Here is a 23,786-nt window from a genome sequence, read left to right as displayed (position 1 = left end):
GGACCCTCTGCCTCGGTGGGATGCCGGCGTATGTGATGCCGGGTTCGAATTCGTCGCGGCGGTGCCGAGGCGGACTCGAGGTCCCCAGTCATGACGGGTGAACAATCCTCTGCCAGGAAAGCCGTAGCCGACCGCAAGAACCAGCACGGCAACGGTCACCGGAACATGGTGTGGGACCTGGTCAGCGCCTACGGACCGGACGTCACCAGCTTGTGCCACGCGGGCACCGCACTGATTCCCGCCATCGCCGGAATCGGGCTGTCGGCCGGCCCGCCCGGGTCCGAGCCCCGCATCCGCTTCTCCAGCGACACGGCCAGCTCCCGGCTCGAGACCGCCCAGCTCACCCTGGACGAAGGACCCTGCCGCGACGCCACCACGATGCGCCGGCCGATACTCGCCACCGATCTTGCCTCCGGTTCGTGGCGGCAGCGGTGGCCACGATTCACGCCGGCCGCGCTGGACGCCGGAGCGCGAGCGGTGTTCGCACTGCCCCTGCACGCCGGCGGGGTCCACCACGACGGCGCCGTCGACCTGTACCGCAACACACCCGGCCCGCTGAACAGCGCCGATCAGATGGCGGCGGCAACCTTCACCGCCGCCACCGCCGAACTGCTCACCCTCGAACGCCACGACCTGAACCTGACGGACGTCTTCACCCACGGCTGGCGCAGCATACGATCCGAGAACACGGCCGGCGCGGCCCGTACCATCACACCCACCACCACGCCTGATGCGGCGGACAATGTGCTGCTGGCCTGCTGGTTCGGCGCGGCGATGCTCGGCCCGGTCCGCGAGCAGATTCGCACCCTCGCCATCCAGCAGGGGCTACGCGGCAACCACACGCACCGGCTCGTGCTGGCCGTCCACGAAGCGGTGACCAACGCCGTGGACCACGGCGGCGGGCACGGCCAACTGTTGCTGTGGCGGCGCGATGGCCGTCTGTGGTGCGAGATCAGCGATCATGGCCCCGGAATCCCGGCGGGTGGCCCCACTGATGACCGCGCTGCTGCCAGCCATCGAAATCTCGGCTGGTCCGGGCTGACCATCATCCGACGCTCCTGCCCCAGCATGGACATCATCACCGACCCCACCGGCACCCGCCTGCTGCTGAGCTATCAGCTTGGGCGACGCCCACCCCGATGAATGCCGCACAGCGACACACCGCGCCGAGACATCGGCCCGCCGTGCCTCCGACTCCGGAGTAGGCAACGATGAGTATCAAACCCGGCGAAGAGTGCAACCTCAACCTCGACGTGGCCAGCCGGCGCATCGCGGTCACCGAGATCGAGCCGCGTTCCGATGCCGTCCTGATCGCCGTCACCGGAGACCTCGACATCGGCACCAAGGCCACATTTCACCGACGGCTCTCCGAGATCCTCGACGGCCGCGACGGCCAACGCCTGGAACTCGACCTGTCCGCGCTCGTCTTCTGCGATCTCACCGGTCTGCGCGGCCTGCACGCCCTCGGCAGGGCCTGCCTCCAATCAGGGCGCCAGGTACGGATCACAACGGCAGGACCGTGTCTGAATGAATTGCTGCGCCTGTGCCGGACTCCCGTCCTGCTGGACTACGCGTCGCCCCACAACACACTCGGAAAGTGACCGACAGCCTTACATCGCGCTGGACGGCTCGCAGTGGCCCTCTCCGCCGCCGGTGCGTGCGGTGGGGTGATGGCTCGACGTGGCCCCGTCTGAGGTCGTTACGGCGCTTCGGATCGATAACAATGCGTGATCCCCTGGCGTTGCCGCTGCTCTGCTTGGAGCGCGACTGGGTTCCGCTGGCACGGACCTCCTTTGGCGCTGTCAAGCCGCGACGTACCGTTGGGGCATGGGTGCTGATGGGCGGCCGATCAGGTGAGTCGTCGTGATGCGGCGTCGGGTTCGTCGCCGCGTGCCCCGTGGGGGCAGTTGGCCGATGATTTGGTGGCGTTGGCGGAGGCCTCGGACGACACCGCGGTGGTTGACGTGTTGCTGGCCAGAATCGCGGTGGCGGCGGCCGAGGTGGTGGACGGTGTCGACTATTCGTCGATCACCGCGTGGCGGGGTGCCGGTTACACGACGGTGGCGGCCAGCAGTGACCTGGTCCGGGCGGTGGATGACGCTCAGTATGCCGAGACGGCGGGGCCGTGTGTGCAGGCCGAGCAGACGGCCATGCCGGTGGCGGTACCCGATATGGCGGCCGTGACCATGTCGTGGCCGGGCTTTCACGAGCAGGCCACCCGGTTGGGGTTGCAGGTGGTGGTGTCGGTGCCGTTGTTCGCCGGTGGCGGCAGTCCGGTGGCGGTCTTGAACATGTACGGCCGGCAGCCGGAGGCGCTGGTCTCGTTGGCTGACGGGGTGCGTCACGTGTTCGCTGTGGAGCGGATGCCGGCGCAGGGCTTCGCCGTGAACGGCGACGCCGGTACGCGGCAGTTGCTCAACGGCCTCGGGACGGCGTTGCACATGCGGGTGAACGTTCAGCGGGCGGTCGGGATGCTGATGGCCGATACCGGCTGCGATGCCGCCCACGGGCATCAGCTGTTGCGGTCACGGGCTGCGAAGGACGCCGTGTCGTTGTCGGCGGCCGCGCTGCGGGTGATCGATGAGATGGGATCGGGCGCCAACAGTACGGACGTGCGGGTGACGGTGGCTCCCCGGGTCGGGGACGTGCTGCTGGTGGTGGTCAGCGGTGAGTTGGCGCACCCGATGGATGCCGCGGTTGCCGGGCGGCTGGTTGCGGTGCTCGAGGAGCTGGCGCCGGTGATGGAGTTTGATTTGTCCGGGCTGCGGTTCTGTGATGTCGCCGGGTTGCGGCTGCTGCTCGACCTGCGCGACCGAGCTGTCGCCGGCGGCCGGCAGCTGCGGGTGATCGCGGCCTCGGACGCCCTGCGCACCCTGATGCGGATCACCGACACGGCGGCGCTGTTGGGTTATCCTCCGGCGCCTGAATCGGCGGCGGACGGTGAACCGGCGGGTTGAGCGGGCAGCGGCTGGCGTAGCAGCAGCCGGGTTCCGGCCGTGCTGCTGGTGATCAGCATGTCGGGGCAGATGCGCCGGATCAGCCACAGCCCGGCTCGCTGGTGGTGGACGTCCGGCGTTCCGGTCGGGATCTCGAGGTCGGCGGGTAGGCCGGGGCCGTCGTCGCTGATCTCGCACCATAGGTAGTCGTCGTGGTGCCACAGCCACAGCCGACCACTGCCGGCGTGTTCCTGGGCGTTCGTGGCGGCCTCGTGGATGGCGAGCAGGAAGCTGTCGCGGGCCGAGCCGCCCAGTCCCGCGGCGCTCAGCCGCTTTGAGATCAGGTCGCGTAGTGCGGACAGCGACGACGCCGTGGTGATGGAGCGCACCAGTAGTGCCGGTGCGGTGCTGGGGAGCCGGCCTGCCGTGGGCAGGGCACGGACCACCTCGATCGCGGTGGCGCGCAGCGTGCGTTCGGTGCGCAGGGCGTGGCGGCGCAGTTCCTGAAGGGCGGTGTCGGTGTCGGTGTCGAGCAGTTCGGCCAGGATGCCGCGGGCGCGTTCGACGGCCACCCGCCCGGTGAGGATCTGCTGGGACCGGCCGGCCAGCACCCTGCGGTAGCCGGTGTCACGCTTGACCAGCAGACCGACGGTGGCCACGTTCGCCAGCGCCTGCGTCAGGCGCAACTGTTCGCCGGTGAACGGGCCGGTCTGGTGCCGCAGCACACTGAACGTCCCGATGATCTCGTCGCGGATCCGCATCGGCACCGCCGCCACCGACCGGAACCCTGCGGCGCGGGCCTGTCCGGCGAACCCGGCCCACCGCGGGTCCGGATCGTCGAGGTCGGCATCGACGAGTGTCTGCCCGGTGGCGAAACACCAGTGCGGCGGTGCGGACGCCGTCTCGAACAGCCTCGCCTGCGAGGTGTACTCGGGTGCCGCCGCCAGCAGCCGTAGCGTCCCCCGCGCGTCGGCCAGCATGATTCCGGCCGCCTGCGCGGACAACAGTTGCCGGCCTCGTTCGCTCACCCACTGCAACATCCCGTCGGTATCAAGGTCGGCGACCAAGGTGTCGGAGACCTCTACCAGCAAGTCCACCATCGCCGGATCGTCAGCTGTGCTCACCGGTACTCACCTGCCCTGTCCCCTTTGTCGTCCCGGTCGTTGAAGCTCAGCCGCCGCGCCAGCACATCGGCGGCCACCTCATCGAGTTCCCGGCCGGTCGCGAACGCGTGGGCACGCAGCCGCGCCAGCGCGTCCTCGACCGGCACCGCCAGCTGCACACTGATCATCCCGGTCGCCTGGTGCACCGCGGCGCGCTGCAGCAGATGCTCGCCGCGACCGTCGGCGAGCAGCGGATCGTCGTCGTCGCCGTCGGTCAAGGTTTCGCCGAGCAGGAGCTCGGTGACCGCATCCGCGAGGGTCAGCGCGTCGGCCAGGGTCTGTTCGGTCAAAGCGCCCGCGGCGTCGCGATACAGGTCCAGCACCCCGATCCGGGTACCGTCCACCTGCAGCGGCAGTGCGAACACCGCGTGGGCACCGGCCTGCACCGCGGCCGGGGCGAACGCCGGCCAGTGCCGCTGCCACCCGGGCGCCCGCAGATCCTCGGCCAGCACCGGGCCGCCGGTCCCGGCGTAGGCGTCGCGGCACGGCCCCTCGCCGAGCAGGAATTGCAACTGCTCCACCCGGGCACTGACCTGATCGCTGGCATAACGCACCTGAGACGTGTCCGGCGTCATCACCGTCACACCCCCGCCGCCGACCCCCGCAAGACCGGGCAGGAAGGCGTTACACAGGCCGTCCACGTCTGGGCCGTACTCGACCAAAAGTTGCTGGACCCGCACGCGGCGGTCGGCGTCATCCACACCGATCACGGCCGGCCCCGGGTAAGCGCGCGCAGCGGTCCACCATGAGAGGACCTCCGACCCTGCCCCGGGGTGTTCCGTTCGCATTCGGATCCAGCGCCACAAGCTGCTGGCATCCCACCGAGCGCACCACCGGATACGGCAGATACCCCATCAGCCTACGTCGAGCGGTGGGCAGTCACCCATTGGAGGGCCTCACCGCGGCGCGGACTTCTGCCGTCCGTCAGCGACGTTTGTTCGCCAGCCGCGTTCAGGCAGCACGCCGCAGGCGCGTAGCGGTGCCGGCGGGCCCTAAGCCGACGAGCCGAATCTTCGGGCCGGGCTACTCCCACCCCGAACCAGACGACCAGCACCCCGGCAGCGTCTCGAGACCGCACCAACCGCAGACCACTCCACGACGACATCCAGGCAGCGTCGCCGACGCTGACGACGCATCGGATCAGCATGGTGGCGCTACGGCGGGCGGCGGCCCCTGAATCGGTCAGGGCGTGCGTCGGCGTACGGCCGGTAGCGTCACGATTGGGCCCTGAGCTGCGGGTATGCGGTTCTTATTCTGCCAACTATGGTCCACCAACAGCGCCATGCAGCCGGATGCCCGCTTGGGCCATCCGGCTGAATGCTGTCCGGTCGGCTGCATGCTTTTCAGCGGGCTGCATGCTGTCCGGTCGGCTGCATGCTGTCCGGCCTCCGTGACGTCGTAGCCGGTCACCGTTTCACCTCTTCGCCCCAATCCCCATATGCCGGCATCCGCCGGACGGTTCCCCTCCAATGCCCGTCCGCGTCTCTCCACGGACGCCTCTATTACGTCTCGGACGCGTTCTAGGTGAGGATCCCGCTACGGACGCCTCCGGCATGTCCCAGGGCGACCTCCGCTGGGGTCTGTCGGGCGACCTGATCTATGGTCTCTCCACCAGCTCCTCCGGCGACATTCGGGCGATCCGTCCGGCGGTTTTCGGGCGTGCAGAGACGTCAATTTGGCATGATCGAATACTTACACTTCGGCTCGTGGATCCGGAAGAATTTATGCATGGGGCAGACGTCGTTGTTCAATCGCGCAGAAATGGCGAGGATGCGCGATCGGACCGCTGCACGAAATTATTCTGCTGACCGTGACGAGTTTCGCCGTGAACATGAGCGGCATCGCGTGTGGGGCTTGCGGCGGCGCCATGCCGAAAAGCTTCGACGCATCCGGCAGGGCGGCTCCATGCCGGCGACGGAGGCTGACAAGAGCAGCGCTCCGCTGGACCCTGCGTCGCCGGTTCCGGCTGCGTCGCCGGTTCCGGCTGCGTTGCCATCCGACTCGGCTGTGCCGCCACCGGTCCCGGTTGCGCCGCACGACTGCGGACATGTCCCGGTTCCAGCGCCGGCAGACCTGACCGCGGCTGTCTCGCCGCCGATCCCGGTCGCGCCGCACGATCCGGCCGCGGCCCTGGTTCCGGCTGCGGCCCCGGCCCCGGCTGTGCCGCCGCAGCACGATTCGGTTGGGCCCGACGATCCGGCTGCGCCGGGCGGTTCGGCTGCGCCGGGCGGTTCTGCTGCGCCTGGCGGTTCGGCTGCGCCGCCGCTGATCCCGGTTGTGTTGCCACTGGTTCGGGTTGTGCCGCCGTATGTTGGGGTCGCGCGCCGGTCGGTGCTGGCAGCGCCGCTGGCGCATGTCGCAGCGCGCATACCGTCTTCCGCGCTGCGGTCAGCCTTCGCACGGCTTCGGGTGCGGTCTGTGATCCCGCCGCGAAGTCGATTGGCTGGAACACAGGAGCGCCAAAAATTCCGACAGACTCGATGTGGGATACGCCTGGCGGCGAACGTGTCCATCCGGGCCTGTGGCGACGCGGCACCGAATTCGATTAGTCGAAGCGGGACTTCTGATCGAGATCAGTTGTATTCGAGTGAGCCAGATGGGCGCCGTCCGAAATGCCGATATCCGGTATCTTTGTCAATGGGCGGTGCGGGCCGGAGGAAGCTGCTGGCCGAAATGACGTGCGGCGGAAATCCGGGGCGTCATGTTCGCATTCCGACCGGAATTAGCCGAGGCGACAAACGCGACGTGGCAATGAATCTGGGCCGACGGTGCCCCCGTGACAGCGGCGCCCCGTGGCCCGGGCCTGGTCCGCCACGTGCGGTCCGGTTAGCGGGACTGCCGGCGCCCTGTCCTGCCTGCTCGCGGGCTGGAGGCGTTTGTCGGTTGCTTCGCGGGCTAGGTCGGCGCCGTCATTTCTGTTCCGCATAGCGGGTTGGCGCTGTCGAGTCTGTCCCGCACAGGTGGCGTCTTGTCGAGGATGCTCCGCGGGACTGCATCGGGCCGTCGCTAGGACTGGCGTTCGTGGGTGCCTTCTGCCGCTGTCCGAGTGCTGGCGCTGAGCGCGACCGCTGCCAACGCTCCGACGCAAGTCAGGGCGGCAACGCCGTAGGCGGCCAGTTCGCCGTTGCCGGGCCACGTGGTGGCGGTGGTCAGCAGCAGGGCTATGCCTACCGCGGTGCCGATCTGGGCGGCGGCGTTCAGCAGGCCCCCGATGACGCCCGACGTCGACTCGTCGGCGTTGGTGGTGCCGTGGGTCGTCGAGGCCACCGAGGCCAAGCCCAGGCCGAGGCCGGTCAGGGCCAGGCCGGGCAGGAAGACCGGCAGGCTGTGCAGCGCCACGGCGAGGGCCTGGGTGAGCATGGCGGCGGCCACCACGGCGAAGCCGGCCAGGAGGGTTGCGGTGGTGCCCACGCGGCGCAGTACCGCCGGAGCGGCCAGGGACGTGGCCGCCACGCCGCCGCTGACCAGCAAGAACGCCGCGCCGCTCTGGCCGGGGGAGAGGTGCAGCTGGTCCTGCAGGAACAGCGTGCTGATCACGCTGCCGCCGCTGGTCGTGGCGGTCAGCAGGAACGCGGTCCCGGCGCCCACCCGGAAGGTGGAAAGCGACCACAGGTGCGGCGGCACCAGGGGCGCCGCGGTTCGCCGCTCCCAGGCGGCGAACGCCGCCGCGACCGCGGGCGCGAGCAGCAGCGGCAGCCAGGAGGACACTGCGCTGAAGCCGGACGTCTCGGCGCGCTGCAGGCCGACCATGACCAGTACGGCAGCACCGGTGACCAGGGCGGCGCCCAGAATGTCCAGCGGCTCCCGGGTGGCCCGCTCCCGATCGGGCGGTAGCACGCCGGGCGCAGCAACCGCTGCCACGAGGGCGACCAGTGCGACCACGGCGAAGAGCCAGCGCCAGCCGACGAGCTCGGTCACCACGCCGCCGAGGACGAAGCCGGAGGCGCCGCCCACCGCGCCGGCCATCGTCCACAGGCCCAGGGCGCGGCCGCGGCGGGGACCGGCCGGCACGACGGCGAGGATGGCGGCGAGCGCGGCCGGCACCGAGGCGGCCGCGCCGATGCCCTGGAGCGCGCGGCCGGCGAGGAGGACCGCGGCGGAGTCCGCGACGGCGCAGAGGATCGAGCCGGCCACCACCACAGCGTTGCCGGCGATGAACATCGGACGGTGGCCGAGCAGGTCCGCTGTCCGGCCGCCGAGGATCAGCAGGCCGCCGAAGGCCAGCGCGTAGATCGCGGCAGCCCAGGACAGCGCGGCGGGCCCCAGCGAAAGGTCCTGCTGGATGGCGGGCAGCGCGACGACCAGGAGGGTCACGCCGACGACGTCGATGAACTGTACGGCGCAGGCGAGGCCGACGACGGGGCCGCTCCGGTTCATCGCATCGTTGTACCCACGGGACGGGACGTCCACCCGTTCGGTGGGCTTCGGGGGCGTGACCGCGCCGTTATGATCTTGACCCGTGATGCCGGGAAGTGACACGTCCATGGCGCAGGGCCGCGAGCTTGAGATAGCGGCGGAGCAGGAGTATTTCGACCGGGCGGCAGTGGAACGGGAACGCCGCCGGGGTGTGGTGCCCGACGTGCCCGGCGCCGCGGTCAACAAGGGCGCCGCGGAGCGGTCGATCCGGTACGCCAACGGCCGGCTCGAGGAGATGGCGGACCCGACCGAGCAGGTGGCGTTCGGCCGGCTCGACATGACCGAGGACGATGAGACGTTCTACATCGGACACGACCTGATCCGGGACTCGGCCGGCGAGGTCCTGGTGGTCAGCTGGAAGACCCGGGTTGCCGCGCCGTACTACAAGGCGACCGCCGCCGACCCGCTCGGTGTCCGGCGCAAACGCACCTACCAGTGCGACGGCAACACGATCCAGGACCTGAGCGACACCATCCTCGCCGCGCTGCTCCCGGCGCCCAAGGGGACCCCGCAGCGCCCCGAGCTGACCGACGCCCTGCTGGCCGAGATCAGGGCCGCGCGTACCGGTGAGCTGCGCAGCATCGTCGCCACCATCCAGGCCGCGCAGTACGAGGTGATCGAGGCGCCGCTGCGCCAGCTCAGCGTCATCCAGGGCGGACCCGGCACCGGCAAGACCGCGGTCGCCCTGCACCGGGTGTCCTGGCTGCTCTTCAACCACGAGGAGCTCAAACCCGACTCGGTGCTGGTGGTCGGCCCGAACCGGACCTTCGTGCGCTACATCGGCGCGCTGCTGCCCGGCCTCGGAGACCGGGTCAACCACCGCTCGATCGACGATCTGCGCCCGGACGCCCGCGTGCCGCTGCGCGTCCGCGGACGCGAGTCCGACGAGGTGGCGGCGCTCAAGGGCGACGCGCGCATGGCGAAGCTGCTGGCCCGGGCTCTCAGCATGGGGTTGCGGCCGCCATCATCTTCAAAACCATGGATTGTACGGTCGGACCAGGAGACGTTTTCACTCGACGGCGCCGAGATCGCGGCTGCCGTACGCAATGCCTGGGAGGCCGGCGGAACCTACAACCAGCGCCGGATGCGGCTGCGGGTCTGGTTCGAGAACACCGCCCTGCTCAAGCGGGACGCCGGCGTCCGCTGGCCGAAGCCGGCGGCGGCCCCCTCGATGACCGACCGGCTCATCGCCCCGGCGTCGCCGGCCAGCCTGGTGCAGTGGGTGCTCGGCGCCGGCGACCGGCTCGACCCGATCCGCGGTGATCTGCTGACCGGCAAGGAAGCGGCGCTGCTGTTCCGCAAGTCGCAGACGGTGGATCAGGAGCAGTGGACGGCCGCGGACATCCCGCTGCTGGACGAGGCGGACGCCATCATCAACGGGATGCCGCTGCGCTACCAGCACATCGTCGTCGACGAGGCGCAGGACCTGTCGCCGATGCAGTTGCGGGCGCTGGCCCGCCGGTCCAACGGGTCGATGACCGTGGTGGGGGACATCGCGCAGTCGACCGGTCTGTGGGCCCGCGACGACTGGGGTGACCTGCTGCAGCATCTGCCGCAGCAACTGCCGGTGAACCGGTACACGCTGCGCTACGGCTACCGGGTGCCGCGTCAGGTGCACGAGCTCGCGGTGCACCGGGCCCCGGAGATGGCACCCGGCATCGATCCGCCGCAGCCGGTCCGGGACGGCGACGAGGATCCGCACATCTGGGAGATCACCGAGCGGAACGCGGCCCAGCATGCGGTGAGCCAGGTGCTCCGGCATCGCGGCGACGGCCTTTCGGTGGGTGTCATCTGTCCCGCTGAGCGCCGGTCCGCCGTGGAGTCGGAGCTCATCGGCGCCAACATCGGCTGGAGCGACGCCGACCGCGGCGAGCTGGGACTTCCGGTGACCGTGGTCAGCCCGGAAGGTTCCAAGGGACTCGAGTTCGACGCGGTGGTCGTACTCGATCCGGCGGCCATCGCGCTCAGCAGCCCGCGCGGCGACCGGCTGCTCTACATCGCGCTGACCCGGACCACCCAGCGGCTCGACGTGATCGACGTCGTGCCCGAGCCGGCGCCCCTGCCGGAACTCCCGCGCCAGCCGACGCCGGCGGAGATGGACCTGCAGCAGCGGGTCGTCGCTCTGGTCACCGGCGACGTGGTCGACCGGATCAGGGCGGCGGCGCCGCCGCACCTGTGGGACGCGGTCCTCGCGGCGGCCGCGGAAGCGCTGCAGGGCGCCGGCGTGCCAGGATCGGACGATGGCTGACCTTTTCCAGGTACGGATCGCGGTGCGCGGATACGAACTCGACCTGCAGGGGCACGTGAACCAGGCGGTCTACCTGCAGTACGGCGAACACGCCCGCTGGCAGTTCTTCATCGAGGCGGGCCTGACCCCGGAGGTGCTGGTGGGCGCCGGCGTGGGCCCGGTGGTGCTGGAGACCACGATCCGCTATCTGAAGGAGTTGCGGGCCGGCGACGAGGTGGACGTCAGCTGCCGGTTCCTCTTCAGCGGTGGCAAGACGTTCCAGGTCGAGCAGGACTACACCCGCATCGACGGTGTGCCGGTGGCCCGGGTGACCGGGGTCGCCGGGTTGCTGGACCGCACCACGCGGCGGCTCGTGGCCGACCCGGCCGAGCGGCTGCGCACCCTCGCCACCGACGTCAGCCTTCTGGGCCTGGAGAAATAGTTCCCTCCCGGAGGAAGCCGTCGATCGCGGCGACCACCCGGTCCAGGTCGGCCACGTCCGGCAGGTGGTACGGCCCGTCCAGCGCGATCAACCGGGCGTCGGGCAGACCGGCCGCGAGTTGCCGGGCGCCGGCGAACGGGATCACCCGGTCGCCGCGGTAGTGCAGGACGAGAGCCGGTTGGCGTACCCGGCTGAGCTGGTCCGAGACGTCGATGTCGTATGCCGCCGCCAGATACTCGGCCGCCACCTCCCGGTCGGCCGAGTCGCGCAGCACCTCGGCCAGGTGGCGGGCCGCGTCGTCGGTGGCGTCCGGCCGGAACAGGCCGGCGAACAGTTTCGACCCCAGACCCCAGTGGGCGCGGACCATGGTGACCAGCGCGTTGTTGAGTTCGGGGCGGCGGAACGTGGCCGGCCCGCTGGCGTAGGTGCCGAAGAAGATCAGCCGCTCGACCAGGTCGGGGCGGGCCGCGGCCAGCGCCACCGCGACCGGGCCCGCCTCGGACACGGCGAGCAGGTTCACCCGGGCGCCGGCCTGCTCGGCGACCACCGCCAGCTCGGCGACCGAGGTGGCCAGGCCGGCGTCGGTCCGGAGGGAGCCGGTCGGGCCGCGGGACAGGCCGGTGCCGTAGCGGTCGTAGACGGTGACCGCGGCGTGCCCGACCAGCCGTTGCAGCAGCGAGGAGCGGGGATCGCGGCCGGAGGCGACGACGTCGATGCTGGACACCCAGCCGGGCAGGGCGATCAGCGGCGGGCCGTCACCCAGCGAGGCCGCCGCGATGGTCCGGCCGCCGGGGACGGCGAGATAGCGGGCCTGCAGCGCCGACAGCGGGGCGACCGGGGGCGCGGCGCCGGGCAGTTGCTGTCGCAGGACGTGCAGGCGGGTCGCCTGGATCGCCGCGGACGGTTCCAGGCCCAGCTCGTCGGCGAGGCGGTCGGCGTACTGGCGGTAGCACTCCAGGGCGTCGGCGTGCCGGCCGAGCGCGTACAGGGTGCGCATCAGCGTGTCCCGGGCCTGCTCGCGCAGCGGGTGCGCGGCGACGAACGCCTCCAGCTCGGGCAACGCCCGGTCCGGCTGGCCGGCCGCGAGCAGAGCCCGGTGCCAGGCCTCGGCGGTGTGCAGGCGGGCCTCTTCCAGCCGGATCGCCTCCAGCCGGGCGATCTCGGTGTCGGCGAACTCCGCGTACGCCGGACCCTGCCAGAGATCCAGCGCCTCGGCCAGCAGATCGCCGGCATCGGCCCGGTCCCGGGCCGCGGTGACCAGCCGGTCGAAGCGGCCCGAGTCGATCTCGTCGGCGTCGATCCGCAGCAGATAGCCGGGTGGGGCCGTGTCGATCCGCACCCCGGGCAGGGCGCGGCGCAGCCTCGACATCTGACTGTGCAGCGACCCGGCCGGGTCGGCGGGCGGGGACTCCGGCCAGAGCAGGTCGGTCAGGCGGTCGGCGGGCACCACCTGGCCGGCCCGGGCGAGCAGGGCGGCGAGCAGCGCGCGGCGCCGCTCGCTCAGGGCGATCGGGGAGCCGTCCTCGCCGTACGCCCGGACCGTCCCGAGCACCCGGAATCTCATGGTGCGTCTACCGTACGGCCCAGCCGGCGATCTGTGGATTGATGGGCAACAGCACCGACGGCGCCCGGTAGCGGTCCAGCTGCAGCTCCCGGAAACCGGCCGCCCGTAGCTCGGCCTCGGTGTCCCGGCGCACCTCGCACCCTTCGAACAGCCATCGCCACGGGCGGGCCAGAAGACGCTGCGTCAGGTCGTACCCCGAATGATCTCGGGCTTTGACGTGCTCGAGAAAGAGCAGCCGCCCACCCGGCCGCAGGATCCGGGTGATCTCGCGGATCGCGGCGGCCGGGTCCGGAACCGTGCAGAGGACCAGCGTGCTCACCACGGCATCGACGCTGCCGTCCGGCAGCCCGATCCGCTCGGCGCCCTCCGCGCGCAGCTCCACGGTGACCCCGTGCCGGCGTGCGGCGGCCTGCAGCGGAGCGTGCATGTACGGATTCGGCTCCACCGCCACCAACCGGGTGCCGGGCCGGTAGTACCGAAGGTTCGCGCCGGTGCCCGGACCGATCTCCACCACGGTCTCCGGCAGATCCGCGAAGAGCCCCCGCTTGCGTGCGCCGAAGAGCCGGTGACCGTAGCCGTCGGCGCCCCGCAGCACCGCGGAGTTGAACCGCCCCCGAACCGGATTCCCCGTCGTCATCGCCACACCTCCGCCGCGAAAGCGCTGATCAGGCCCGCGATCTCGGCGGGCCGGGTGACGTGCGGACCGTGCCCGCCGGGCAGTTCCACACAGCGGGCGCCCAGCGCCCCGGCCAGCGCGCGGCTCCAGCGCGGCGGACAGATCTCGTCGGCGTCGCCGGTCAGCACCAGCGCCGGGCAGCGGATCGCCTCGGGCAGCCGGCGCATGTCGGCCGGAACCCGTGCCGTCACGGTGGCCGCCAGCACTTCGGGCGTGTTGTCCAGCCCCATGGCGACCCCTTCGGCCCGCATCTCTGCAGTGCCTTCCGCGCCGAGGGCGGTCGTGACGAACCACTCCACGAACCCCGAGTAGTCGCGCTGCCAGGAATGCCGGTTGTACCGCGCCCAGCCCTCGTCGTGACCGAGTTCCTCGTCGAAGCGGGCCATCGCGCGCTGCAACGCGCTGGGCGTGGCGCCCTCGACGTCGACCGTAGGACTGATCAGGGCCAGGCCGGCTACCCGGTCCGGGTATCCGGCGGCGGCCAGACAGCCGATCAGGCCGCCGAGAGAGTTGCCGACCAGCAGCGCCTCCCCGGTCCCGGTGGCGTCGAGCACCGCCACCACGTCGCGGACCAGTTCGGCCGGGTCGTACGCGGCGGCCTCCAGCGGGCGGTCCGAATCACCGCTGCCCCGTGCGTCGAAGGTCACCGTCCGGAACCGCGGGGAGAGCGCCTCGACCTGAGCCGCCCACATCCGCCGGTTCGTGATCATCCAGGCCGGGAGCAGGACCACGGTCCGTTCCCCGGCGCCGGTCACCTCGTACGCGATCCGTGTCCCGTCACGCTTGGTGACTCCCTGCATCTCTTCCTCCCGGTCTCGGTCGACGTTCGGAAGGAAGGCTGCCCGGGACGGCTGTCCACCCACTGGCATCCGGCTGTCGGCGCCGAACCGGAACGACAGGACCGCTCCGGCGAACGGCCGGTACGCCGGCGGCCGGGAACGTGCGAGATTGTCGCCCGTGAACGATTCTTTGCAGGCGTATACCGACGGTCACGCGGACGGATTGGCCGGCCACCACGACCTCGAGCGGGTGGCCGACCCGGAGACCGGCGCCGACTACCGGATCGGCGTGGCCGACGGCAGTGTGGCCGCCTTCCAGACCGAGCTCCTCGCCCAGGTCCGCCGGCTGCTCGGCGAGGCGTCCTGACCCTGCCCGGGCACCCCGCTGTGGCATCGGCGCCGGGCCTCGGCTAAGGTTTCATCCGTCGCCGGGGAAATCCGGCGGCGACGCGGACGTAGCGCAGCTGGTAGCGCATCACCTTGCCAAGGTGAGGGTCGCGGGTTCGAATCCCGTCGTCCGCTCGGAGAAGCCTCGGTGGAGTGGCCGAGAGGCGAGGCAACGGCCTGCAAAGCCGTGTACACGGGTTCAAATCCCGTCTCCACCTCGCAAGCGAGGGCGATTGGCGCAGCGGGAGCGCGCTTCCTTGACACGGAAGAGGTCACTGGTTCGATCCCAGTATCGCCCACCAGCTTTTCTGAAGGGTCAGCCCGGACGGGCTGACCCTTCAGCATTTGGTCCCTAAACGGCCGGGGTCGGGTAAGCCTCGAAGACCGCGCCGAGACCGCCGTTGTTGCAGTAGCCCAGGCCGTCGCCGCCGACGTAGCAGATCCGGCCGGTGTCCAGCGAGACCCTGGTCGAGCCGGCGACGATGCGGGCGGTGTGCGGCGGGATCGTTCCGCCCAGGTCCGAGCGCACGGTGCCGCTGCCGTCCGCGACCAGCGTGGCGATCCGCGGGCCGGTCATCGCCACCTCGGAGATCCCGGCGGTGGTGTGGGCGAAGGCGCCGTTCAGCGCACCGTCCTTGTACTGGAAGACGTTGTCCCCTCGCAGGATGCCGATCCGCTCGAAGTCCTCGGTGGAGGCCAGCACGAGGCGGCGGACGTTGGAGTGCTGCAGCACCCAGGTGTTCGAGGCGAGCGTGCCCTCCTTCACGTACGCCTGGTTGCCGGTCAGCACGACGCCGATGCGGTCGCCGTTGAGCACCAGCTCCCGGGCCCCGGTGCGCTGCTGGTCCCAGGCCGCCGTGAGGCCGCCTTCCCGGACGGTCACCGTGCCGTCGGTGAGCAGCACGCCGATCCGGTTGCCCGCCAGGGCGAGCTGCTTGACGTTGATCCGCTGCTGGACGAACGGGGCGGTCAGCGCGCCCTCCTTGACCAGCGCAACGCCGGCCCGGGTCACGACGCCGATCCGGTTGCCGGACAGCACGAGCTGCTTCACGTTGGCGTACTGGTGGACCCAGGGGGCGTGCAGCCCGCCCTCGTTGACGTAGGCGTGGCCGCTCGCGGTGAGCAGTCCTACGCGGGTGTTGGTCACCACCATCTGGGTCACGTCCGCTGCCACCTCGTACTGGCCGGTGAGCAGGAACCGGCTGACCGCGGCGGCGTCGCCGGCCAGTGCGGCGCGTGCCGCGGCGGCCAGCTGCTTCCAGCCGGCGGCGGTGGCCCGGTCGAGCACCCCGTTCGCCAGGCGCCGGTCCTCGGCCTCCTGGCGCTGAGCCGCGTTGTCGATGTCGCGGTCCTTGGCGGCGTGCAGGCCGGTGTTGATGAACGCGGTCCACACCGCGGGATCGGAGCTACGCACCGCGGTGATCGCGGCGGCCTGGACCTCGGGGTAGGCGTCGGCGCCGTTCCAGATCTCGATGATGAAGTCGCGGTCGGGCAGGTCCAGCAGCTCGTCGGTGACCGGCAGGCCGATCCGGTTGGCGGCCAGCTTCTTGGCGGCGCGGGCGCGCTCGGCCGCTTTCTCCGCCTCGGTCCGGGCGTCGTCGGCGGCGATCCGGTTCTCGATGTCCTGGCGCGCCGCGGCCGCCATGCCGCTCGCGATGAACGCCGCGCGGTCGGCATCGTCACCGTCCAGAGCCGTACGCGCCGCCGCCTTCACCCCCGGCCAGTCGGCGTCCTCGACGACCCGTTCCCAGATCAGCCGTACGAAATCGGTGTCCGAACCGTCGAGCAGGGCAGGCCCGGCGACCACGTCGATGCTTGCCGCGGCCGTCGTCCGGGCGAGATCACGTTCGCGCCTCGCGTCGGCCGTACGCTGCTCCCGCGCCACGTCCCGGTCGAAGGCGGCGAAGACCCCGGCGGTGATGAACGCGTGGCAGGCGTCCGCGGCCTCGTCCGGCAGTGCGCCGAACGCGGCCTCCGCGGCCAGCCGCACCTCGGCGTGCTCGGGCTGGTCCTTGAGGTGCTTCCAGATCTCGATCACGAAATCCCGGTCGGCCAGCTCGAGCAGCGCGAAGTCGTCAACCAGGCCGAACTTGACGGCGACGGCGAGCTTCTCCTCGTACGTCGCCGGGCCGGCAACCGCGACGGCGGCCGTGCGCAGCGGTGGCGCGGCGGCGTAACCGGTGCCCGGCGTGACCACCGTGATCGGGGCCACCGTGATGACGGCAGCCAGAAGCGGGCGCGCCCAGACGGCGCGCTTCATGGAAGTCATGCGTTTCCCCCGTGGTCGGCTCGTGCCCCGTGCGCTCAGAAAGTCACGGGCATCGATGTCGGCGTCGGTACGTTAGCCGCCCGTCACGGTCCGGCACAAGGGTGACGCAGAGATCCCGGCGGAACGCTCAACTGCCGGTTCCCGTCGCCGACTTTGGTCACCGAATCCCCGGTAACGACGTCTCGACGAAACCTGACCCCCGCCCCACGAAGGAACCCCCGTGCCCCTCCCCCGAAGTGTGGCCGCCGGTATGGCAGCCGCCATGCTCTGCGTCAGCCTGAGCGGCTGCGGCAGCCTCCAGCAGCTCACCAGCAGTAGTAAGCCGCTGCTCGGCGACGAGTCGACCAGCGCGCCCAGCGCCGCGCCCACGGTGGCCGCCACGGGCGAGGCCAAGGCGAACAAGGCGCCGGCCCGGCCCAGCGGCCCGCTGGACACCGGCACCGTCACGCACCGGCTCAAGCAGGGCGACTTCTCGGTGAAGCTGACCTACTGGACCAGCGACAACGCCAAGCTCTACACCGCCGAGTCGACCAAGACGATCAACGTCTCCGCGCACATCGAGGACGCCGACGGCACGCACCGCATCACCGTCAGCACCTTCGAGGTGACGCAGGACGACGGTACGACGCGGGCCGCGGTCACCACCGACAGCGGCAAGTTCGACGTCACGCCGCCGTACCCGTACAGCACCGTCGTGACAGTGCCGCCGGCGACGTCGGGCGCGAAGTCGCTCACCCTGAGCGTCCGGCTGGACCTGCTCGTGGAGACCGCTCCGAAGTCGAACAGCTACTACCGCTCCACCGCGCTCGACACCCTGACCCTCCCGCTGCTCACGGATGGTGCCACCCGATGACCGAGTCCAGTCCCGGCCTGCGCCGGGCCACCGACCGCCAGATCCTGCAGGCCCGCAGCGCCAAGGCCGGGCCGCTGGCGCTGCCGCCGGCCGTACCGCAGCTCTCCGATCTGGAGGCCGTCGAGACGGCGTCCGGCGAGTTCGCCGTCGCCACCGCGACGCCGCGCAACGCCCGGATCAGCTGCATCATCCCGTGCTACAACGAGCAGGACTCGATCGAGGACGTCCTGAAGAGCATCCTCGCGCAGACGCGGCTGCCGGACGTCATCCACGTCATCATCAACAACACCGACGACGACACCCCGGAGATCGCCCGCCGTTTCGAGGGGCGCCACACCCGTACGGTCAAGGGCCAGGAGTTCGTCACCAACCTGCACGTCCACGACATGGGCGTGAACCCCGACAAGAAGGTCGGGGCGCTGAACTACGGGTACTTCCTGTCCCGCGGCTTCGACTACATCCTCGGCGTGGACGGCGACACCACCCTCGCCCGGGACACTGTGGAGCGTCTCGAGCTGGAGATGACCGACGACCCGCGAATCGGCGGGCTCAGCGCCATCTACAGCATCGACAAGAGCCGCCACCGGGGCCTGATGGCGCGCTTCCTGGTGGCCGGCCAGCGGGCCCAGTTCGCCGCCTTCAACATGGACAACCTGCTCCGCGGCCGCAACATGGCCGTGCTGGGCGGGCAGTGCAGCCTGTTCAGCATGCGCGCGCTGGAAACGGTGATGGTCCGCCACCACCAGCAGGCGCCCTGGGTCCGCGACAGCGAGGTCGAGGACAGCAAGCTGTCCCTGCAGATCAAGGACGCCGGTTACAGCACCAAGATCAGTGCCACCGCGTACGCCTACGTCGGCCCGATGACCAACCTGCGCGCCCTGCACGGCCAGCAGGTGAAGTGGAACTTCGGCGCCATCGACCTGTTCTGGCCCGGTCAGCGCGGTGACAACAAGGGCCAGCCGCTGCACCCCAACCTGCGGCTGCGCTGGTACGAGAACGTCTCGATGGCGTTCAACATCGCCTCCCGGCTCGGCTTCCTCCTGCTGCTGGTCGCCGCGCTGTCGATCGACGCCTTCGTCTTCAACCCGATCTGGCTCATCCCGCCGGCCGTCGCGATGCTGCTGAACCTGCGCCTCGCACTGGCCATGAAGGACAAGAGCGCCTCCGACATCATGTACGCCGCGCTGTTCTTCCCGGCGGAGATCTACATGTGGATCCGGATGGGGCACTTCGTCTCCGCCTGGACCCAGTTCCTCGCCCAGACCGAGAAGGACAACTGGGCCGCCCAGGCGAACGCCGAGAAGGGCAAGGGCTCGGCCTACGTGATGCCGCTGGTCGTGCTGCTCGCGGTCATGGGCGGTGCGACGTACGCCTGGACCCAGCAGAGCGTGGCGATCCAGTCGGCGATCCTCTCGCTGGGCTGGCCGATCCTCTACATCGCCACCATCGCGCAGACCGTCTTCATGCTGCGCAAGCTGGTGCGCCGCCACCGCGGCTTCGCCGTCTAGCCCGCGCCCGGTTCCCGGAGCCGGTCCTCGGAGATTCCGGGGGCCGGCTCCTTTATCGTCGGGGCATGACGACGCGGGTGGATGTGCCCAGCCGGTTCGGGGCCGACCGGGACTGGGGTGAGCGGGCCGCCCGTCCGCTGCGGCTGGTCGCGGGCACCGGCGCGCAACCGACCGATGACGAGCTGGCGGACCTGCGGGCCGGCCTCAACCGCCGGGACGAGCCGGCCGCCGCGCTGGTCCGCGCGATGAAGCCGGCCGACCTGCACCGGGCCCTCGCCGCCGGCCCGTCCGCCGACGCGCCCGAGCCGCTGCGGGCCTTCTACGCCGTGGTGCTCGACCGGCCCGGCTGGGTGGACGACCGGCTGCTCGCCCGCGGGGCCGAGGCCTGCCGCGCGTTCGGGATGGACGCCGGACTGGTCCTGGCGTACGGCTCACTGCTCGGCGGCTACCGCACCGGCGCCGCGCTGGAACCACTGGTGCGTACCGGTCGGCTGGCCGGCGGCGAGACGCTGCGCCGGATCAAGGAGACGTCGCTCTGGTGGCGTGCGGTGACCGCGCCCGGCGGCCTGGCGCCGGAGGGTGCGGGTTTCCGCCTGTCCGTGCACGTCCGCGTCATGCACGCCCTGGTCAACGCCAAGCTGGAGGCCGACCCCGGCTGGGAGTGGGACCGCCGCGGCGTGCCGATCAACCTGTACGACCAGGCCAGCACCCTGGGCGTGTTCAGCACCAGCTTCCTGCTGCATCTGCGCCTGCTCGGCGTACGCGTCTCCCGCTCCGACGCCGCCGCGGTGATGCATCTGTGGTCCTACGTCGGCTGGCTGATGGGTGTCCCGGACGAGTGGCTGCCGCACACCGAACGCCGTGGCCGCCGCCTGCTCTACCACTTCCTGTCCCACGACCCGCCGCCGGACGGCAACAGCCGCGCCCTGGCCCACGCGCTCATCCACATGACCGACGACGTGGTCGCCGGCCGCCGGCGCAGGCTCTACGAGCGGGAGCGCGCGCTGTCGGTCAGCTCCTGGCTGCTCGGGCGGGCCGCCATGCGCGACCTCGGCCTGCCCTACCGCCTGCCCTGGTACGGCCTCTCCCGGGTGGCCGCGAACCTGCTGATCAGCCAGGGCCTGGGCCGCCTCCCCGGCGGGCGCCGTCTGCTGCTCGACCGGGGCGAACAGCAGGCCCGCGCCCAGTTCACCCGCTGGGGCGCGACGCTTCCGCCGGACTGAGCGCGCCCGCCACGAAGTCGAAGGCCGCCGGAATCTCGCGACTCCAGTAACCGAAGTTGTGGTCGCCATCCCGGTATCCACCCGCGGCCGGCGCCTCGGGCAGCGCCTTCCGCAGCTCCCGGACGTTGTCGTAGAGGCTGTCGTCGCGCCCGCACCACAGCCCGATCGGCGTACCGGCCAGCCGCCCCACCCCGTCGAACACCGCATCCCCCGGCGACACCGCCGGCGAGAACGCAGCCACCGCCCGCACGAACCCCGGAAACGTCTCCGCCAGCAACAACGACCCGTAGCCGCCCATCGACCATCCCCAGGCAGCCAGCCGGCTGGAGTCGAACCCGCGCTCCGCACACCAGGCCGGCAGCTCCTCGCGAACCATCCGCTGCGGATCGTCCCGCCCATCCGGCTGCCACGCCAGCCGATCCCCGGTGGCCCCGGCCAGCACGAACGGCGTACCCCCACGCCTTGCTGCTTCCGTCAGGAAGCCACCCAGCCCGACCCCGGCGAAATCCCCGGGCCTCTTGGACCCGCCGTGCAACACCAGGCAGACCGGCAGCCCACGGCCGTCCCCGAACCCCTCCGGCACCGCGGTGTAGAACTCCACCTCCCGCCCGCGAGCCTCCGAATGCCGCCGCTCGACCCGCTCGTCCCCGGGCGGCGCCGACGGCCGCACGGCCACCGCGCCGGCTCCGTCATGCTCCCGCAGCCAAACACCGGCTATCGCCGCCGCCGACCCCACCACCGCACCCGCCAGCAATGTCCGCCTACGCATGCACAACCCAACGGCCATCATCGGTACGCGTGACGCCGCCCCCAACCCCAGCTACCCCGTTCCGCCGCACCACGCGACCGTCAGCCACTCAAGCCCCACAGCGCGGCCGCCGGGAAAGGGCAGGTGGCTCAGCTGACCCTGACAGCTGCTTCCGGGCCCGCGATGCAGCGCTGGCGGTCAGCCGGTCGGCTCAGCTGACGCTGAGCGTTGCTTCCGGGCCGCCGAGGCAGCCGTGGCGGTCAGCTGGTTGGCTCAGCTGACGCTGAGCGTTGCTTCCAGCTCGCCGAGGCAGCCGTGGCGGTCAGCCGGTCGGCTCAGCTGACGCTGAGCGTTGCTTCCAGCTCGCCGAGGCAGCCGTGGCGGTCAGCTGGTTTTCTCAACTGGCTCTCACGGCTGTTTCGGACGGTGGGGCGTTGGCCGGCCGGCGTGCCCCCCAGGCCGCCGGCCGGCCGACGCCGGTCAGAGGGTGGTGCAGGTGGCGCCATTGAGTGTGAAGGCGGCCGGGACCGGGTTGGTGCCGGTCCAGCTGCCGAGGAAGCCGAACGAAGCCGAGCCGTTCGGGGACAGCGTGCCGTTCCAGGAGGTGTTGGCCACCGTGACCGCGGTTCCGGACTGGGTCAGGGCGCCGTTCCAGAGCTGGGAGATCTTCTGGCCGGCGGTGTACTGCCAGTTCAGCGACCAGCCGGCAATCGGCGCCGTGCCGGTGTTGGTGATCTTCACGTCGCCCTGGAAGCCGCCCGGCCAGCTGCCCGTCACCCGGTAGGTGACCGCGCAGCCTGCGGTGCCCGAGCTCGGCGACGGGGAGACGCTGGCCGAGGGCGAGACGGAAACCGAGGGGGAGACGGAAACCGAGGGCGAGACCGAGGCCGACGGGGAGACGGAGACCGAGGGGGACGGGGAAGCGGAGGAGACGCTGGGCGACGGCGACGGGTTGATCTTCGAGGGATCGACCACGCCCCAGTACGCGGACTTCGCCTGCAACCGGGTGTCGAAGAGCAACGGCGCGTCCTTGCGGGTCACCGGGAAGGTGTCCAGCCAGGTGTTGTCGTCGGCCAGACCCCACAGCGTCACTGAGGTGATCTCCGCGGCGTACTTGCGGAACAGGGCGAACATGTCGCGGTAGACGTACGCCTGCTTGAGCAACCGGTCGGCCGGCGGCGTCGGGAAGCTCTCGCTGTTGCTGGTGTAGATGCTGACGTCCATCTCGGTGACCTGCTGGTCGATGCCGAGCGGGATGAACTTCTGGATCATCGCCTCGGACTCGGCGAGGGTCGGCCAGCTCACGTTGATGTGCACCTGGTGGCCGACGCCGTCGATCGGCACCCCTTCGGCCTTGAGCTGCGCGATCAGGTTGTAGAGCTTGTCCCGCTTGGCCGGCACGTTGGTGTTGTAGTCGTTGATGTACAGCTTGGCGTTCGGCAGAACCTCCCGCGCCACCCGGAACGCGGTCCGGATGTAGTCCAGCCCGGCGACGTTGAACCAGTTGCTGCGCCGCAGACCGTCCGACTGGTTCTCGTCGATGACCTCGTTGACCACGTCCCAGACACCGATCTGGTCGCCGTAGTGGCCGGCCACGTTGCGGATGTGGTTCTCCAGCCGGGCGAGGAGCAGTTCCTTGTCCTCGGCGGTGGCGGTCATCGGCTGACCGTCGGCCCCGGTGAACACCCAGGACGGCGTCTGGTTGTGCCACACCAGCGTGTGACCCCGCACGGCCAGATCATGCGTACGGGCGAACGCCATCAACGGATCTGCCTGGGCGTACGTGAACGTGTTCTCGGTCGGCTCGGTCGCGTCCCACTTGAGGGCGTTGCCCGGCGTCACCGAGTTGAAGTGCTTGGTCAGGAGTTCCCCGTGCGTCGTGACGATCTCGGCGCCGGTGATCGACGCGCCGACCGGGAACTCGGTGACCACGTCCTGCACCGACGGGATGTCGGTCTGGATCGGCAGCGCCGGCACGTAGCTCGCGGTCACGTCGTCGATGTAGAACGACTCGGTCGTGGACGCCGTCTCCACGTACACCCGGAGGAACTCGACGTCGGAGGCGAGGGTGTAGCGGCCGGTCAGGTTGACCCAGCCGTTCGCGGTGACCGCGGTGTTGCCGACCACCTGGTCGTAGGCGGCCGTGCCACCGGTCCGGCGTTCCACGCTGAGCCGGGCGTTGTCCGAGCCGCTTGCCATCCGGACCCAGGCCGAGATCGTGTACGCGGTGCCCTTCTCGAAGACGTCGAGCACGTCCAGTGACGGTCCCTGCCAGGCGGCGGTGCGCCCGGTGACGGCGAGGCTGCCGGTCCCGCCGTGCGCGACTGTCGTCGTGTGGGCCAGCGTCTCGGCGGACCGGCCGGCCCAGCCCTGCACCGTGCCGTCCTCGAAGTTGCTGGTCAGCACGGTGATGGGGGTGGGATCCTCGGCCGCGTTCGCGGTGGGTGCGAGGGTGACGGCGGCGATCGGGGCCGCGACCAGGACGGTGGCCAGGGCCAGCCGCGCGAGAGCGCGCATGTGCGGGGTCCTTCGCGATGGGGGTACGCGGACAGGAGAGTGACAGACATCGTTACATGGGAGCGCTCCCATTACAAC

General features: G+C 70.8%; 18 protein-coding genes and 3 tRNA genes. 12 read left to right on the top strand and 9 right to left on the bottom strand.

The window, feature by feature from the left end; all coding sequences use genetic code 11:
- Positions 1-90: 90 nt before the first annotated feature.
- From OHA21_RS31240 to OHA21_RS31230, 3 genes are all read left to right on the top strand, one after another.
- Positions 91-1,143 (top strand): ATP-binding protein, encoded by a 1,053-nt coding sequence (locus OHA21_RS31240; protein ID WP_328460965.1) that lies wholly within the window; start codon positions 91-93, stop codon positions 1,141-1,143.
- A 68-nt stretch (positions 1,144-1,211) separates the two neighbouring features.
- Complete coding sequence (locus tag OHA21_RS31235) at positions 1,212-1,601, top strand: STAS domain-containing protein (RefSeq protein ID WP_328460963.1); 390 nt, start codon at positions 1,212-1,214, stop codon at positions 1,599-1,601.
- 321 nt (positions 1,602-1,922) lie between these two features.
- Complete coding sequence (locus tag OHA21_RS31230) at positions 1,923-2,957, top strand: STAS domain-containing protein (RefSeq protein ID WP_328460961.1); 1,035 nt, start codon at positions 1,923-1,925, stop codon at positions 2,955-2,957.
- Here the strand turns inward: OHA21_RS31230 and OHA21_RS31225 are convergent.
- The 3 genes from OHA21_RS31225 to OHA21_RS31215 form a co-directional block, all read right to left on the bottom strand.
- Positions 2,909-4,060, bottom strand: a complete 1,152-nt coding sequence (locus OHA21_RS31225; RefSeq protein ID WP_328460959.1) for a GAF domain-containing protein — start codon at positions 4,058-4,060, stop codon at positions 2,909-2,911. The genes OHA21_RS31230 and OHA21_RS31225 overlap by 49 nt on opposite strands.
- Complete coding sequence (locus OHA21_RS31220) at positions 4,057-4,800, bottom strand: GAF and ANTAR domain-containing protein (RefSeq protein ID WP_328460957.1); 744 nt, start codon at positions 4,798-4,800, stop codon at positions 4,057-4,059. Before OHA21_RS31220 ends, OHA21_RS31225 begins: the two co-directional genes overlap by 4 nt.
- 2,305 nt (positions 4,801-7,105) lie before the next feature.
- Positions 7,106-8,476: an MFS transporter gene (locus OHA21_RS31215; protein ID WP_328460955.1), complete on the bottom strand. Its 1,371-nt coding sequence runs from the start codon at positions 8,474-8,476 to the stop codon at positions 7,106-7,108.
- Positions 8,477-8,582: 106 nt separating this feature from the next.
- Between OHA21_RS31215 and OHA21_RS31210 the strand changes: the two genes are divergently transcribed.
- Both OHA21_RS31210 and OHA21_RS31205 read left to right on the top strand, forming a co-directional pair.
- Complete coding sequence (locus OHA21_RS31210) at positions 8,583-10,763, top strand: HelD family protein (RefSeq protein ID WP_328460953.1); 2,181 nt, start codon at positions 8,583-8,585, stop codon at positions 10,761-10,763.
- Complete coding sequence (locus tag OHA21_RS31205; RefSeq protein ID WP_328460951.1) at positions 10,756-11,184, top strand: acyl-CoA thioesterase; 429 nt, start codon at positions 10,756-10,758, stop codon at positions 11,182-11,184. The genes OHA21_RS31210 and OHA21_RS31205 overlap by 8 nt, the downstream gene beginning before the upstream one ends.
- On the opposite strand, the gene OHA21_RS31200 is transcribed toward OHA21_RS31205, so the two are convergent.
- Genes OHA21_RS31200 through OHA21_RS31190 form a run of 3 tightly spaced genes read right to left on the bottom strand, consistent with a single transcriptional unit; the run spans position 11,159 to position 14,224 of the window.
- Complete coding sequence (locus tag OHA21_RS31200; protein ID WP_328460949.1) at positions 11,159-12,748, bottom strand: alpha/beta fold hydrolase; 1,590 nt, start codon at positions 12,746-12,748, stop codon at positions 11,159-11,161. The two genes, OHA21_RS31205 and OHA21_RS31200, sit on opposite strands and share 26 nt — an antisense overlap.
- A 7-nt stretch (positions 12,749-12,755) precedes the next feature.
- A complete protein-coding gene (locus tag OHA21_RS31195; RefSeq protein WP_328460947.1) occupies positions 12,756-13,385 on the bottom strand; it encodes a class I SAM-dependent methyltransferase in 630 nt (209 codons plus the stop codon).
- Positions 13,382-14,224, bottom strand: a complete 843-nt coding sequence (locus OHA21_RS31190; protein WP_328460945.1) for an alpha/beta fold hydrolase — start codon at positions 14,222-14,224, stop codon at positions 13,382-13,384. Before OHA21_RS31190 ends, OHA21_RS31195 begins: the two co-directional genes overlap by 4 nt.
- A 157-nt stretch (positions 14,225-14,381) precedes the next feature.
- On the opposite strand from OHA21_RS31190, the gene OHA21_RS31185 reads away from it, so the two are divergent.
- From OHA21_RS31185 to OHA21_RS31170, 4 genes are all read left to right on the top strand, one after another.
- Complete coding sequence (locus OHA21_RS31185; protein ID WP_328460943.1) at positions 14,382-14,570, top strand: hypothetical protein; 189 nt, start codon at positions 14,382-14,384, stop codon at positions 14,568-14,570.
- An 82-nt stretch (positions 14,571-14,652) separates the two neighbouring features.
- Positions 14,653-14,725: transfer RNA gene (locus tag OHA21_RS31180), tRNA-Gly, on the top strand.
- Positions 14,726-14,737: 12 nt separating this feature from the next.
- Positions 14,738-14,808 (top strand) — tRNA-Cys (locus OHA21_RS31175).
- A gap of 9 nt (positions 14,809-14,817) precedes the next feature.
- Positions 14,818-14,892: transfer RNA gene (locus OHA21_RS31170), tRNA-Val, on the top strand.
- A gap of 50 nt (positions 14,893-14,942) precedes the next feature.
- Here the strand turns inward: OHA21_RS31170 and OHA21_RS31165 are convergent.
- A complete protein-coding gene (locus tag OHA21_RS31165; RefSeq protein WP_328460941.1) occupies positions 14,943-16,859 on the bottom strand; it encodes an ALF repeat-containing protein in 1,917 nt (638 codons plus the stop codon).
- Between the two features lie 220 nt (positions 16,860-17,079).
- Between OHA21_RS31165 and OHA21_RS31160 the strand changes: the two genes are divergently transcribed.
- From OHA21_RS31160 to OHA21_RS31150, 3 genes are all read left to right on the top strand, one after another.
- Positions 17,080-17,712, top strand: coding sequence for a hypothetical protein (locus OHA21_RS31160; RefSeq protein ID WP_328460939.1), 633 nt, complete (start codon positions 17,080-17,082; stop codon positions 17,710-17,712).
- Positions 17,709-19,220, top strand: coding sequence for a glycosyltransferase family 2 protein (locus OHA21_RS31155; RefSeq protein ID WP_328460937.1), 1,512 nt, complete (start codon positions 17,709-17,711; stop codon positions 19,218-19,220). Before OHA21_RS31160 ends, OHA21_RS31155 begins: the two co-directional genes overlap by 4 nt.
- Positions 19,221-19,285: 65 nt before the next feature.
- Positions 19,286-20,443, top strand: coding sequence for an oxygenase MpaB family protein (locus OHA21_RS31150; RefSeq protein WP_328460935.1), 1,158 nt, complete (start codon positions 19,286-19,288; stop codon positions 20,441-20,443).
- On the opposite strand, the gene OHA21_RS31145 is transcribed toward OHA21_RS31150, so the two are convergent.
- Positions 20,409-21,119, bottom strand: coding sequence for an alpha/beta hydrolase (locus OHA21_RS31145; protein WP_328460933.1), 711 nt, complete (start codon positions 21,117-21,119; stop codon positions 20,409-20,411). The genes OHA21_RS31150 and OHA21_RS31145 overlap by 35 nt on opposite strands.
- 552 nt (positions 21,120-21,671) lie before the next feature.
- Positions 21,672-23,708 carry an endo-1,4-beta-xylanase gene (locus tag OHA21_RS31140; RefSeq protein ID WP_328460931.1) on the bottom strand — a complete coding sequence of 679 codons (2,037 nt, stop codon included), beginning with the start codon at positions 23,706-23,708 and terminating at the stop codon, positions 21,672-21,674.
- Between the last annotated feature and the right edge of the window lie 78 nt (positions 23,709-23,786).

It is taken from the genome of Actinoplanes sp. NBC_00393 (genome assembly GCF_036053395.1).
In the GTDB taxonomy this organism is placed as follows: domain Bacteria; phylum Actinomycetota; class Actinomycetes; order Mycobacteriales; family Micromonosporaceae; genus Actinoplanes.
Note: the sequence above shows the minus strand (reverse complement) of the source record. Positions and strands in the feature narration are given on the sequence as shown.